We start from the raw sequence: 14,180 nt of genomic DNA, 5'->3' as shown, positions 1-14,180 counted from the left end.
GATGATAGATGTCGAAAAGATTCGGAAAGATTTCCCGATTTTAGATCAAATTGTGAATGATGAGCCACTTGTCTATTTGGATAATGCAGCAACGACACAAAAACCAAAAGCTGTCTTAGAAGCTGTGAATCGATATTACCAAGAGGATAATGCTAATGTTCACCGCGGGGTCCATACCTTGGCCGAACGGGCGACTGCTTCCTACGAAGCAGCAAGAGAAACTGTCCGTCGCTTTATAAACGCTTCCTCAACCAAAGAGGTCTTGTTTACAAGAGGGACCACGACAGGTTTGAACTGGATTGGTCGGTTTGCAGAAGAAATCCTAGAAGAGGGGGATGAGGTTCTCATTTCCATTATGGAACACCATTCCAATATCCTTCCTTGGCAGGAAGCTTGTCGGAAGGCAGGAGCAAAACTGGTGTATGTCTATTTGAAAGACGGTGGTCTGGATCTAGAGGATTTCCGAATAAAATTGACAGATCGAACCAAGTTTGTTTCCATTGCCCATGCCTCTAACGTACTCGGGGTGATAAATCCTGTCCAAGAAATCGCTCAATTGGCCCATGAAAAAGGAGCCATCGTGGTAGTGGATGGGGCTCAATCAGTCCCTCATATGAAAATAGATGTTCAACAACTAGATGCAGACTTCTTTGTCTTTTCGGGCCATAAAATGGCTGGACCTACAGGGATTGGAGTCTTGTATGGAAAAGAGCAGTATCTCAACCAAATGTCACCTGTTGAATTTGGTGGAGAAATGATTGACTTTGTCTATGAACAATCAGCAACCTGGAAGGAACTTCCTTGGAAATTCGAAGCAGGGACTCCCAATATGGCTGGCGCCATTGGTTTAGCTGCGGCGATTGATTATTTGGAGGCTATTGGCATGGATGCAATTGAGCGTCACGAGCAAGACTTGATTGCTTATGTCTTTCCTAAACTTCAAGCGATTGAAGGCTTGAAAATTTATGGCTCCCAAGATTTAGCGAAACGTTCCGGGGTGATTTCCTTCAATTTAGGGGATTTGCATCCTCATGATCTTGCGACTGCCTTGGATTATGAAGGGGTTGCTGTTCGGGCAGGGCACCATTGTGCCCAACCTTTGATCCAGTATTTGGGGGTTCCGGCGACTGCTCGAGCTAGCTTTTATCTCTACAATACAAAAGAAGACTGCGATAAGCTTGTAGAAGCGCTGATAAAAACAAAGGAGTTTTTCAATGGCACTTTCTAAATTAGATAGCCTCTATATGGCAGTAGTGGCTGACCATTCAAAAAATCCCCATCATCATGGAAAGATTGAAGGAGTTGAACAAATCAACCTGAACAATCCTACCTGTGGGGATGTGATTAGTTTGTCTGTTCAGTTTGATGATAAAGGAGTGGTCAAGGATATTGCCTTTGTCAACTCAGGTTGTACGATTTCGACGGCTTCTGCTAGTATGATGACGGATGTTGTCCTAGGAAAATCAAAGGAAGAAGTGCTAGAGTTGGCGACTATTTTTTCGGAAATGGTTCAAGGCAAAGAAGATGCCCGTCAAGACCAGTTGGGAGATGCTGCTTTTTTAGCTGGGGTTGCTAAATTCCCGCAACGGATCAAGTGTTCGACCCTAGCCTGGAATGCTCTCAAAAAAGCAATTGATTCTCAATCGTAATGATGCATAAGAGTGTGCAAATTCTAGTGTGCCCTTTAACCGATTTTCTTCTTACTTAATTGAATCAACACTCGGATGCTTATGGTCCAGACTAGAAGATTCATCAGATGGAAAGAGCGCAAAAAAGAAACTGAAAGGAAAGATATGACAGAAGAAAGAGTAGAACCAAAACCAATTGATCTTGGTGAATATAAATTTGGCTTTCACGATGATGTAGACCCGATCTTGTCGACAGGAAAAGGGTTGAATGAATCAGTTATTCGTGAGTTATCTGCTGCGAAAAATGAGCCGGAATGGATGCTGGAGTTCCGTTTGAAGTCCTATGAAGCATTTAAAAAAATGCCTATGCAAACATGGGGGGCAGACTTGTCAGATATCGATTTTGATGATTTGATTTACTATCAAAAACCATCTGATAAACCTGCACGTAGCTGGGATGAAGTGCCTGAAAAAATCAAGGAGACCTTTGAACGAATTGGGATTCCAGAAGCAGAGCGTGCTTACTTGGCCGGAGCAGCAGCTCAGTATGAGTCTGAAGTGGTTTACCACAATATGAAGGAAGAATTTGAGAAGTTAGGAATCATCTTTACCGATACAGATTCTGCCTTGAAGGAATATCCAGACTTGTTCAAGCAATACTTTGCTAAGTTGGTACCTCCGACAGATAACAAGTTAGCGGCACTCAACTCAGCAGTATGGTCAGGTGGAACCTTTATCTATGTACCAAAGGGTGTTAAAGTAGATGTTCCTTTGCAGACTTACTTCCGAATTAACAATGAAAATACAGGTCAGTTTGAACGGACCTTGATTATTGTCGATGAAGGAGCAAGTGTCCACTACGTAGAAGGATGTACAGCGCCAACTTATTCAAGTAACAGCTTGCATGCTGCTATTGTCGAAATCTTTGCTTTGGATGGCGCTTATATGCGTTATACAACTATCCAAAACTGGTCTGATAACGTCTATAACTTGGTGACAAAACGGGCCAAAGCGATGAAAGATGCGACGGTTGAATGGATCGATGGGAACCTCGGTGCCAAAACAACCATGAAATACCCATCAGTTTACCTAGATGGAGAAGGTGCACGTGGGACCATGTTGTCGATCGCTTTTGCCAATGCTGGGCAACACCAAGATACAGGTGCTAAAATGATCCACAATGCTCCTCACACGAGCTCTTCAATTGTTTCGAAATCTATTGCTAAAGGTGGAGGAAAGGTTGACTACCGTGGACAAGTGACCTTCAATAAAGATTCAGCGAAATCGGTTAGTCACATCGAGTGTGATACCATTATTATGGATGACTTGTCTGCATCTGACACCATTCCATTTAATGAAATTCACAACTCACAAGTCGCTTTGGAACACGAAGCCAAGGTTTCTAAGATTTCTGAAGAACAACTCTATTACCTCATGAGCCGAGGTTTGTCAGAATCTGAGGCGACTGAAATGATTGTCATGGGATTTGTAGAGCCCTTCACCAAAGAACTTCCGATGGAATATGCAGTTGAGCTTAACCGCTTGATTAGCTATGAAATGGAAGGATCTGTCGGCTAATAGGAGCAAGGAGTAGCAAATGGGATTCTTAAAAAAATTATTTGGTAATGTTGAAAAAGCGAATAAGGGCGAAATTCCTGCAGAGGAAATTGTTCCCCCATTTACAAACGATCTAGCCGAAGAAGCGGATGATTATTGGAGACAAATGGAACAAAATCTCTTGATTAATGCTGTGAAGGCTGTTGGTGGCCCTGATAAAGCTGATCGTGCCTTTATGCTAGCGAATTTTAAGCCAGGTCAAGAAACATTTGACTTGTATTATCAAGTTGATGGGAAATTAATTTCTTGGCAAGAATTAGATCCACCGCTTGTGGAAAAAATCCGTCTTCAACTCTTGCCGCAAGCTCCAGCTGTAGCCCATGCAGTAAATGAAAATTACGAAGCTGCGAATGTTCCTGTGATTAGCTACGCCATGCTTCAATTAGAAACAGCAACCATGGCTTGGTTTGGTCGAAAGCTTACAACAGCTTCTCCAGAAGCACAACTGACTTTTGAAGAATTGGTATCTGGTTGGCGTGGGGTGATTGAAGAAGAAATCCCGACTCATCCAATAGACAGTGACACTGCTTTTCCTTATTTCGAAGTTCGATAGAAGTTCTATTGACTGATTCAACTAAACAAAGAGGCTGGGACAAAAGTCCTAGCCTCTCAATTGTCTTTGGATTGTCGAGCAAGACGCAGTGGTTGAGTGGGCTCTACTAGGCTGATTTCATCAGCTTTTACAGCCCTACTCAACTGTGCGGAGGTGGGACGACGAAATCGAATTCGAACGAATTACCGATTTCTGTCCCACTCTCTTTTGTTTATTAGTATTTATAGCTTTTCGTTAACGTAACGAACAAATTGATTCCACCATACCTTTAAGAAGAAACTCTTTTGGATATTTTCTCCGCTCACCATTTCCATACTAGGAGCTTTACCTTCGATATACCCTCGCCCGATGGGTTCTGGGTCGGTGTAGGTAAGGGTCCCTAGGGTAGTACCTTTCTTTAAGGGAGCGCTAAAAGAAGGTTGGCTGCTTTCGAAGGTGATTTTAGGTTCTGCTTGACTTCCTTGCCGTTCGATCACGATGAAGTCATCCTTGGCAACAGCAATAGCGCTGGTTTTCTTACCATCAAGAACCGTTGATTTGCTGTTGTTGTAGGCTTCGCCTTTGCTGACAATCAAGCTTGCAATGAAGTTCTGGCTCACATAATTCATCAGGTTGGCTGTTGCAACAAATCGTGCGTAGGGATCTCCATCGATTGCCTCAACACCAATGACAACGGTAATCATTCGAATACCGTTTTGGTTAGTAGAAGCTACAAATGAAATGCCTCCTTTTTCGGAATTTCCAGTTTTTAGACCATCCACTCCTGCTCGATAGCTGGGCATGTTCTCTAGCATATAATTGCTGCTTTCCAATTGAATTCCAGCAAATTCTGCATGGGAAAGGGAGGTGATTTTGGTAACTTCAGGGTAGTCTTCTAAGAGATGTTTTGCGATGACTGCAACATCATAAGCACTCAGCTTGTTTTCAGTATTCTTCTTTTTAGATTCCTTATTATCGTCAATAAGGGCTTGATCCAGTCCGCTGGAATTTACAATGGTGGCGTCTTTAATCCCCCATTTCTTTAGTTTTGCTTGCATGAGGATGATAAATTTTTCCTCGCTTCCAGCTACTTTTTCAGCTAAGGCGATGGCAGCGCTATTGGCGTTTGATACAAGGAGAGCAGTGAGCAGGTCTTTAACCTTGTACTTGCGAGCTTCCATGGGGACGTTACTGATTCCTTCGATAGCTGTTAGTTGGTAGGCTTTGTCCGAAATCTCCACGTCGTCATTTAAAGATAATTTTCCTTGTTGAATGGCTTCATAGACGAGATAAGTGGTCAAAAGGTTGCTGATTCCACCAACCTCTTTTTTCTCTTCGCTATTTTTTTCGTAGAGTATTTTACCTGTTGTCCCATCAATCGCAATAGCATGCTGAGCTCCAAGCTCTAGGTCCTCCGCTCTTACAGGAGAAGTACTGAGAAGTGTAAAAAGTAGACAAAGAAGTAAAGTGATTATTTTTTTCACGTTTGAATCCTCGATTGTTTATTGTCTATACTATTGTATCATAAAAGAAGGCAACTGCTCTAATCCTATTTTGACCTCTTAGGACTCAAAGGTCATAGGCAAATTTTAAAGATAGTTGGTAAAATGAGAGAAATAGTGTATAATGGTAGAAAACCTAACATAAGGAGATAGTGATGAAAGTAAATAAACGGTTCGTATTGGCCGCTGTTTCTCTAGCCAGTGCTCTTCTATTGACAGCCTGTGGCGGTGGAAGCAGCAATCAATCTACTTATTCTTATATTTATTCAACAGATCCAAATACTTTGGACTACATTGCATCGACTCGTACAACGACGTCTGATATTACAAGTAACCTTGTTGATGGTTTGTTAGAAAATGATAAATATGGAAATTTAATCCCAAGTTTGGCAGAAGACTGGACTGTTTCGGAAGATGGCTTGGTGTATACCTATAAACTTCGAAAAGATGCAAAATGGTATACCAGTGAGGGAGAAGAGTATGGTGCTGTAACAGCCCAGGACTTTGTGACAGGTATCAAACACGCTGTGGAAGCAAAATCTGAGGGTCTTTTCTTAATCCAAAATTCGATTAAAGGCTTAGATGCATTTGTCAAAGGTGAAACAAAAGATTTCAATACAGTTGGCGTGAAAGCCCTAGATGATTATACCGTTCAATATACCTTGGAACGTCCAGAAAGTTTTTGGAATTCTAAGACGACCTCAGGCGTCCTCTTCCCGGTTAACAAAGCTTTCTTAGAATCTCAAGGGAAAGACTTCGGTTCTTTGAAACCAAGTAGCATTCTCTATAACGGTCCTTATTATTTGAAGAATTTAACTTCAAAATCACAGATTGAACTTGTGAAAAACAAGGAATATTATGATGAAAAGAATGTTCATATTGATCATGTGAAGTTGACTTACAATGACGGATCAGATCCAGAATCTGTCATCAAGAAATTTGAGAATGGGCAATATTCATTTGCGACAGTAATGCCAAATAGCTCCACTTATAAGAGTGTGAAAAAGAAATTTGGTGATAATATTGTTTATGGTGTTCAATACGGCACATCATACTACCTAGGCTTCAACATTGATCGTCAGAAGTATAACCATACAGCTAAAACGACAGATGCTCAAAAATCGTCCACAAAACAAGCAATTTTAAACAAAGATTTCCGTCAAGCTGTGAATTTTGCCTTTGACCGTGAAGCCTATGCAGCTCAAACATCAGGAGCAGATGCAGCGACCAAAATCCTTCGGAATACCTTGGTTCCACCGACTTTTGTTCAAGTGAATGGCGAAGAGTTCGGTAAGGTTGTTGAGAAGCAATTAGTGACCTATGGAGATGAGTGGAAAGACGTAAACCTAGATGATGCCCAAACCACTCTCTACAATCAAGAGAAAGCCAAAGCTGAGTTTGCAAAAGCCAAAGAACAACTGCAAAAAGAAGGGGTAGAATTCCCAATTCATTTAGATTACGTTGTCAGTCAGACAGATAACAGCCAGGTACAACAAGCTAGCTCCTTCAAACAATCCGTAGAAGCTGTTCTCGGTGCAGACAATGTTGTCGTAGATATTCAGAAATTATCTGATGATGACTTTAACAATATTACCTACTTTACGGACACTGCTGCTGAGAAAGATTATGACCTTGCAGGTGGAGGATGGGTGCCAGACTATCAAGATCCATCTACTTATTTAGAGAGTTTAAGTCCTGTTAATGGTTCTGTTTTCTACTATCTAGGTGTGGATGCAGGTTCAAACAGCCCTGCTATTACAGCAGTTGACTTTGGGAAGTATGCCGAACTCTTAAAAGATGCCAATGCTGAAGTGAGTGACCAAGCTGTACGCTATGAGAAATACGCAGCTGCTCAAGCATGGCTAACTGATAGTTCGTTGATCTTGCCGACTGTTTCAAACGGTGGAACTCCAATGTTGCAACGGACTGTTCCATATAGTCGTGCGGCTTCATGGGTTGGAACAAAAGGAACTGGAACCAACTATAAATATCTTGAACTTTCAGAAGAGGTCATCAAGACAAAGGATTACGATGCAAGCAAAGAAAAATGGTTGAAAGAAAAGGCTGAATCCAATAAAAAAGCCCAAGAAGAATTAAAGAACCACATCGAATCTAAATAGCTGGGATAGTAAGAAGGCATAAGTTTATGTAGGGGAAGGAGTCACTAAAAAGGATTGATTTTTTAGACAGTCCCCCGCTTAGTGGCTCCTTTCACTTGCCAAATATTCAGAAAATTTAGTTTACTTTTTTTCTCACTTATGCTATAATTCTATCTAAATTCAATAAAATGGAGACTCAAAATGAAAAAAAGTAAAGTTTTTGCATTTGCCGGAGTAACATTGCTCGCAGCAACTTTCCTTGCAGCATGTTCTGGCTCAAAAGATAGCAAGTCTGCATCAAAAAAAGATACAACGTATGGCTATGTTTATACAGATGATCCTACAACTTTGGATTACACCGTATCTTCAAAAGCTTCCGTACACGATATTACAACAAACGGTGTAGATGGTTTGTTGGAAAATGACAAATACGGAAACCTTGTGCCATCTATTGCTGAAGATTGGTCTGTTTCAAAAGACGGTTTGACTTATACTTACAAAATCCGTAAGGGTGTTAAATGGTATGATGCCGACGGCGAAGAGCATGGTGAAGTAACAGCTCATGACTTTGTTACTGGATTGAAGCATGCGGCAGACAAGAAATCAGAATCTCTTCCATTGGTGAAAGACTCAATCAAAGGATTGAAAGACTACTCAGAAGGAAAAATTTCAGATTTCTCCGAGGTTGGGGTCAAAGCAATAGATGATTATACACTTGAGTATACTTTGAATCAACCAGAAACTTTTTGGAATTCAAAAACAACTAATGGAGTTCTTTTCCCAATTAGTACAGAATTCTTGAAGAGCAAGGGTGATGAATTTGGTCAACCTGGTAATGTCAAATCAATCTTGTTCAATGGTCCATTCCTTTTGAAATCAATCACTTCTAAATCAGAAATCACTTTTGAAAAGAACGAAGATTACTGGGATAAAGACAACGTTCATATTGACAAGATTAAATTGTCTTATTATGATGGATCAGATCAAGATTCCATAGCGCGCGGTTTTAGCGATGGTTCATATACCAAGGCGCGTCTATACCCTGCTAGCTCTAACTTTGCGTCTGTTGAAGAAAAATACAAAGACAATATCTACAACACACAGCCTGGTTCTGGTGTCGCAGTCTTAGGTTTCAACATTGACCGTCAAGCTTACAACCATACTTCTAAGACGTCAGATGAGCAGAAATCTTCTACGAAGAAAGCTATCTTGAACAAGGATTTCCGTCAAGCCATCACCTTTGCCTTGAACCGCGAAAATTACTCAGCACAAGTCAATGGTAAAGAGTATGCTAAGGCTGCTATTCGGAATATGTACACTGCACCTGCCTTTGTTCAAGTAAACGGTAAAGACTTTGGTGATGTAGTAGCAGACAAGTTGCAAACTTATGGGGATCAATGGAGCGGTGTGAATCTTGCAGACAGTCAAAACGGACTCTATAGCAAGGAAAAAGCAAAAGCTCAGTTTGAAAAGGCAAAAGCTGAACTCCAAAAAGAAGGTGTTCAATTCCCAATCCACTTGGATGTTCCGGTTGCACAAAACTCAACAAACTTTGTGTCACGGATGCAATCCTTCAAACAATCAGTTGAAGAAACACTTGGTACAGAAAACGTTGTTGTGGACCTTCAAATGATGGACCAAGATGAAGTCTTGAACATTACTCTTAACGTACCATCAGCTGCAGAAACTGACTGGGACCTTCAAGGACTTGTAGGATGGAATCCAGACTATGATGACCCATCTACTTACCTTGATACCTTGCAACCATCTTCTCCAGACCAAACTAAGACTTATCTTGGATTTGCTGGTGGTGTCGATAATGCCTCTGCTAAGGCTGTTGGCTTAGATGAATATGCGAAGTTGCTTGATGATGCAGAAAAAGAAACCCTAGACGTAGTGACACGTTATGAAAAATTTGCAGCAGCGCAAGCTTGGTTAACAGATAGCGCATTAGTCATTCCAACTATGACAAGCTCTGGTGCAGCTACAGTGGTTTCAAAAGTGGTTCCATTCTCTGAACCTTCCTCACAAACAGGTAACAAAGGATCAACTTATTTCAAATATGTTGAAGTTCAAGATGAACCGGTTACTAAAAAACAATATGATCAAGCACGTGAAAAATGGTTGAAAGAAAAAGCTGAATCAAACAAGAAAGCTCAGCAAGATCTTGAAAAACACGTTAAATAATCACCTTCATCAGAACTTTCTCTAATAGGGGAGAAAGTTCTTTTGAACATTAAAGGAACGGAATATGAAAAAATATATATTTATGCGTATTTTGCGTTCGTTAGTGTCGATCTTTTTGGTTACGACATTGACCTATACAATTATTTATACGCTAACCCCAAGAAATTTAATTTTCAAAAACGACCCTAACTATAATAAGATTGCGAAAACAAAAGACTCTAAAATCAATTATGAAAATACAGTATATGATCGCATGGGGTATATAGAATATCTTGATTCAAAAGCTTTGAAAGAAAAAGCAAGCAAGGAAGACTCATCAGTAACTGTAGAGCCTACTAAAGAAAACGAAAAGATCTACAAAAAGTACATTTCTAATCTTGGAAATGGCTGGGTATTGAAACGTTTCCCTGAAAACAAAGGTTTTTACGCTACTCGTGAAGTCCCTGTCTTTGAACGTGTTATTGGATTCTATGGTAATCTGATTCAGATTGACCATCCAAATGTCATCAAAGATGCTACTAATCCAAAACTTGAACGCTATATTCGAATTGAAAATGACCCAGCTATTGGTTGGTCAGTAGTTGGTTCGGGGACTAAACATAAATATCTTTTGTATTTCAATGGTCAATTCCCGTTCATTCATCAAAATTTTGTATCTTTAAACTTGGGTGAATCTTACCCAACTTATTCAAATACACCTGTTCTTCAGGTTATTACACAAGGACAAGGTACAACTAAGAAGAGTGAAGTAAACTTCCCAACAGGAAAAAAAGAATCTTCTATCAATATCTACTCTCGTACTTACAAATCACCAAGCAAGGCAGATGCTCAAGATATCGCCCGCTTTGGTAAAGGAGATGCTTATACAGCAACTTTGAGTAATTATGAAAATCCATCCATGATTGTGAGCTCAGCCATTATCGGTTTAATCGGGATTGCGATTGCCTACTTGATTGCTATTCCTTTAGGATCTTATATGGCCTTGTTGAAGAATACTTGGTTTGATAGTGCATCTACGGCAACTTTAACATTTATGATGTCATTGCCGACGATTGCCTTGGTTTACATCGTTCGCTTGGCTGGCTCTTCTATCGGCTTACCAGATTCCTTCCCAGTGTTAGGGGCTCAGGATTGGCGCTCTTATGTACTACCTTCTGTGATTTTGGGTCTCTTGAGTGCACCAGGATTGGCAGTTTGGATTCGCCGTTACATGATCGACTTGCATTCTCAAGACTTTGTCCGTTTTGCACGTGCCAAAGGGCTTTCTGAGAAAGAAATTTCCCGCAAACATATCTTCAAAAACGCCATGGTTCCGATCGTTACAGGGATTCCTGTTCAATTGGTTCTAGTCATTTCAGGGGCAACTTTGACAGAAACTGTCTTTGCCTTCCCTGGTATGGGTAAAATGTTGATTGATTCTATCAAGGCATCCAATAATACCATGGTAGTTGGTCTTGTCTTCATCTTTACTGTTCTTGCTGTATTTGGAGCAATGGCTGGAGATATCCTTATGGTTATGGTAGACCCTCGTATCAAACTAACAACTAAGAAAGGAGGCAAATAATGTCTACAATCGATAAGAAGAAATTCCAATTTGTGGAACGTGATGATTTTGCCTCTGAGACAATTGATGCGCCGTCTTACTCCTATTGGAAGTCCGTATTCCGTCAATTCTTCAAAAAGAAATCAACCATTTTGATGTTAGCCGTTTTGGTTGCTATTCTCTTAATGAGTTTTGTATACCCAATGTTTTCAAACTTTGATTACAATGATGTAAGTAAAGTAAATGACTTCACTGCCCGTTTGAATCCTCCAAGTGCCAAAGCCTTCTTCGGTACGGATAACAATGGTAAATCCTTGTTTGATGGAGTCTGGTTTGGTGCCCGCAATTCGATTATCATCTCCTTTATTGCTACCTTGATCAACGTTGTGATTGGAGTAGTGATCGGCGGGATTTGGGGTGTGTCAAAATCAATCGACCGCTTCATGATGGAAGTTTATAACGTTATTTCAAATGTTCCATTCATGTTGATTGTTATTGTCTTGACTTACTCAATTGGTGCTGGTTTCTGGAACTTGATTTTGGCGATGACAGTGACAGGATGGATTGGGATTGCTTACTCTATCCGTGTCCAAATTATGCGTTACCGCGATTTAGAGTACAACTTGGCCAGTCGCACCTTGGGTACACCAACCCTTAAAATTGTGACGAAAAATATTTTGCCACAGTTGGTTTCTGTTATTGTGACGACAACTACACAATTGTTGCCAGCCTTTATTTCGACTGAGGCCTTCCTTTCCTTCTTTGGATTGGGATTGCCGATTACAGTTCCAAGTTTAGGTCGTCTTATTTCAGACTACTCACAAAACGTAACAACCAATGCGTATCTTTTCTGGATTCCATTGACAGTCTTAGTCTTGGTATCCTTGTCATTCTATATCGTTGGACAAAACCTTGCAGACGCCAGCGATCCACGTACACATAGATAGGAGGAGTAGATATGACAAATGATAAAAATGTAATCTTATCTGCTCGCGATATCGTAGTAGAATTTGATGTTCGGGATCGTGTCTTAACAGCTATTCGCAATGTCTCTTTGGATCTTGTTGAAGGAGAGGTCATGGCGCTTGTTGGTGAATCAGGTTCTGGTAAATCTGTTTTGACAAAAACTTTTACAGGAATGTTAGAAGAAAACGGACGAATTGCCAATGGGACCATTAATTATCGCGGGCAAGAATTAACAGAACTCAAGTCAAACAAAGATTGGGAAGAAATTCGTGGTGCAAAAATTGCAACGATCTTCCAAGACCCAATGACCAGTTTGGACCCGATTAATACAATCGGATCACAAATTACAGAGGTTATTATTAAACACCAAGGCAAGAGTGCAAAAGAAGCCAGAGAAATGGCTATTGACTATATGGAAAAGGTGGGAATCCCGGAAGCAGAACGTCGCTTTGATGAATATCCTTTCCAATATTCAGGTGGGATGCGCCAACGGATCGTTATTGCTATTGCGCTTGCTTGCCGTCCTGATATCTTGATCTGTGACGAGCCTACAACGGCCCTCGACGTAACTATTCAAGCCCAAATCATTGACTTGTTGAAATCATTACAAAAAGAATATAACTTTACAACAATATTTATCACCCATGATTTGGGTGTGGTGGCAAGTATTGCAGATAAGGTTGCCGTAATGTATGCTGGTGAAATTGTAGAATTTGGTAAAGTAGAAGAAATTTTCTATGACCCAAGACATCCTTATACATGGAGTCTTCTTTCAAGTTTGCCACAGTTGTCTACTTCTAAGGGTGATTTATATTCTATCCCAGGGACTCCTCCATCATTGTACTCACCGGTAAAAGGGGATGCCTTTGCTTTGCGCTCAGACTATGCCATGCAAATTGATTTTGAGGAACATCCACCAGTTTTCAACGTTTCAGATACACATTGGGCTAAAACGTGGCTCTTGCATGAAGATGCACCAAAAGTCAATAAACCAGAAATTATTGATAATCTTCATGAAAAAATAAGTGCAAAAATGGGATTCACAACAATCAAGGACTAGGAGAAGGAAATGACAGAAAAATTAATAGAAGTTAAAGATCTAGAAATTTCCTTCGGTGAAGGAAGTAAAAAATTTGTAGCTGTAAAGAATGCAAATTTCTTCATCAATAAAGGGGAAACATTTTCCCTCGTTGGTGAGTCAGGTAGTGGGAAGACCACGATTGGTCGAGCAATCATTGGTTTGAATGACACTAGTGCAGGTGACATCTTATATGATGGTAAAAAGATCAATGGGAAGCAAACTCGCAAGGATGAAAATGAATTAATCCGAAAGATTCAAATGATTTTCCAAGACCCAGCAGCTAGCTTGAATGAGCGTGCAACCGTCGACTATATTATTTCAGAAGGGTTGTACAATTATCACCTCTTCGAAGATGAAGAAGACCGAGTACGTAAAGTAAAAGAAATTATGCATGAGGTTGGTCTTCTAGCAGAGCATTTGACTCGTTATCCCCATGAATTCTCTGGTGGACAACGTCAACGGATTGGGATCGCTCGTGCCTTGGTAATGGAGCCAGAATTTGTTATCGCAGATGAACCGATTTCCGCCCTAGACGTATCAGTTCGTGCACAAGTATTGAATCTCCTGAAGAAATTCCAGAAAGACTTGGGTTTGACCTATCTCTTTATCGCACATGATCTTTCAGTAGTTCGTTTTATCTCTGATCGTATTGCGGTTATTTACAAAGGTGTTATTGTAGAAGTAGCTGAAACGGAAGAATTGTTTAACAACCCAATTCATCCTTATACCCAATCTCTACTATCTGCAGTTCCGATTCCAGATCCAATTCTAGAACGCAAAAAAGTTCTGAAAGTTTATGATCCTGATCAGCACGATTATTCAACCGACAAACCAGAAATGGTTGAAATCAAGCCAGGACATTACGTTTGGGCAAATAAAGCAGAACAGAAAAAATATAAAGAACTTGTATAATCATAAGAAAACGAGAAAAATCCACTTCTCGTTTTCTATTTTTTTAAAAAAGAAAAACTTTTTTTAAAAAAATAGAAAAAAGTTATTGACAAGGAGAAGAGGTCGTGATATAC

At 40.3% G+C, this 14,180-nt stretch carries 11 protein-coding genes; 10 read left to right on the top strand and 1 reads right to left on the bottom strand.

Annotated features, from left to right (window positions below; all coding sequences use genetic code 11):
• Window position 1 precedes the first annotated feature (1 nt).
• The 4 genes from DW930_RS10080 (at window position 2) to DW930_RS10065 (ending at window position 3,798) form a co-directional block, all read left to right on the top strand.
• Window positions 2–1,228 carry a cysteine desulfurase gene (locus tag DW930_RS10080; protein ID WP_123159956.1) on the top strand — a complete coding sequence of 409 codons (1,227 nt, stop codon included), beginning with the start codon at window positions 2–4 and terminating at the stop codon, window positions 1,226–1,228.
• A complete protein-coding gene (gene sufU / locus DW930_RS10075; RefSeq protein ID WP_023022211.1) occupies window positions 1,215–1,649 on the top strand; it encodes a Fe-S cluster assembly sulfur transfer protein SufU in 435 nt (144 codons plus the stop codon). The genes DW930_RS10080 and sufU overlap by 14 nt, the downstream gene beginning before the upstream one ends.
• A 144-nt stretch (window positions 1,650–1,793) precedes the next feature.
• Window positions 1,794–3,206, top strand: coding sequence for a Fe-S cluster assembly protein SufB (gene sufB, locus DW930_RS10070; protein WP_023022212.1), 1,413 nt, complete (start codon window positions 1,794–1,796; stop codon window positions 3,204–3,206).
• Window positions 3,207–3,225: 19 nt separating this feature from the next.
• Window positions 3,226–3,798 (top strand): hypothetical protein, encoded by a 573-nt coding sequence (locus tag DW930_RS10065; protein ID WP_123159955.1) that lies wholly within the window; start codon window positions 3,226–3,228, stop codon window positions 3,796–3,798.
• 221 nt (window positions 3,799–4,019) lie between these two features.
• Here the strand turns inward: DW930_RS10065 and pbp3 are convergent, their stop codons facing one another.
• Window positions 4,020–5,252: a D-alanyl-D-alanine carboxypeptidase PBP3 gene (gene pbp3, locus DW930_RS10055; protein ID WP_207801612.1), complete on the bottom strand. Its 1,233-nt coding sequence runs from the start codon at window positions 5,250–5,252 to the stop codon at window positions 4,020–4,022.
• 182 nt (window positions 5,253–5,434) lie between these two features.
• Between pbp3 and DW930_RS10050 the strand changes: the two genes are divergently transcribed.
• From DW930_RS10050 to DW930_RS10025, 6 genes are all read left to right on the top strand, one after another.
• Window positions 5,435–7,399 carry a peptide ABC transporter substrate-binding protein gene (locus DW930_RS10050; protein WP_123159953.1) on the top strand — a complete coding sequence of 655 codons (1,965 nt, stop codon included), beginning with the start codon at window positions 5,435–5,437 and terminating at the stop codon, window positions 7,397–7,399.
• 180 nt (window positions 7,400–7,579) lie between these two features.
• The gene (locus tag DW930_RS10045; protein WP_123159952.1) at window positions 7,580–9,565 is read left to right on the top strand and encodes a peptide ABC transporter substrate-binding protein; all 1,986 of its coding nucleotides are present in this window, start codon (window positions 7,580–7,582) and stop codon (window positions 9,563–9,565) included.
• Window positions 9,566–9,629: 64 nt separating this feature from the next.
• The gene (locus tag DW930_RS10040) at window positions 9,630–11,129 is read left to right on the top strand and encodes an ABC transporter permease (protein WP_123159951.1); all 1,500 of its coding nucleotides are present in this window, start codon (window positions 9,630–9,632) and stop codon (window positions 11,127–11,129) included.
• A complete protein-coding gene (oppC, locus tag DW930_RS10035) occupies window positions 11,129–12,055 on the top strand; it encodes an oligopeptide ABC transporter permease OppC (protein WP_117745255.1) in 927 nt (308 codons plus the stop codon). The genes DW930_RS10040 and oppC overlap by 1 nt, the downstream gene beginning before the upstream one ends.
• A gap of 11 nt (window positions 12,056–12,066) precedes the next feature.
• On the top strand, window positions 12,067–13,134 hold the full coding sequence (locus DW930_RS10030) for an ABC transporter ATP-binding protein (protein ID WP_117745256.1): 1,068 nt from the start codon (window positions 12,067–12,069) through the stop codon (window positions 13,132–13,134).
• A 9-nt stretch (window positions 13,135–13,143) separates the two neighbouring features.
• On the top strand, window positions 13,144–14,067 hold the full coding sequence (locus DW930_RS10025) for an ATP-binding cassette domain-containing protein (RefSeq protein ID WP_120701229.1): 924 nt from the start codon (window positions 13,144–13,146) through the stop codon (window positions 14,065–14,067).
• Window positions 14,068–14,180: the final 113 nt, after the last annotated feature.

It is taken from the genome of Streptococcus sp. AM43-2AT (genome assembly GCF_003603405.1).
GTDB classification, from domain to species: domain Bacteria; phylum Bacillota; class Bacilli; order Lactobacillales; family Streptococcaceae; genus Streptococcus; species Streptococcus ilei.
This window is presented reverse-complemented; position numbering and strand designations above follow the sequence as displayed.

Bases quoted from the DNA above. Each gene is read 5' to 3' on its own strand.
- DW930_RS10080 (WP_123159956.1), top strand. From the start codon at position 2: ATGATAGATGTCGAAAAGATTCGGAAAGATTTCCCGATTTTAGATCAA.
- sufU (WP_023022211.1), top strand. From the start codon at position 1,215: ATGGCACTTTCTAAATTAGATAGCCTCTATATGGCAGTAGTGGCTGAC.
- sufB (WP_023022212.1), top strand. From the start codon at position 1,794: ATGACAGAAGAAAGAGTAGAACCAAAACCAATTGATCTTGGTGAATAT.
- DW930_RS10065 (WP_123159955.1), top strand. From the start codon at position 3,226: ATGGGATTCTTAAAAAAATTATTTGGTAATGTTGAAAAAGCGAATAAG.
- DW930_RS10050 (WP_123159953.1), top strand. From the start codon at position 5,435: ATGAAAGTAAATAAACGGTTCGTATTGGCCGCTGTTTCTCTAGCCAGT.
- DW930_RS10045 (WP_123159952.1), top strand. From the start codon at position 7,580: ATGAAAAAAAGTAAAGTTTTTGCATTTGCCGGAGTAACATTGCTCGCA.
- DW930_RS10040 (WP_123159951.1), top strand. From the start codon at position 9,630: ATGAAAAAATATATATTTATGCGTATTTTGCGTTCGTTAGTGTCGATC.
- oppC (WP_117745255.1), top strand. From the start codon at position 11,129: ATGTCTACAATCGATAAGAAGAAATTCCAATTTGTGGAACGTGATGAT.
- DW930_RS10030 (WP_117745256.1), top strand. From the start codon at position 12,067: ATGACAAATGATAAAAATGTAATCTTATCTGCTCGCGATATCGTAGTA.
- DW930_RS10025 (WP_120701229.1), top strand. From the start codon at position 13,144: ATGACAGAAAAATTAATAGAAGTTAAAGATCTAGAAATTTCCTTCGGT.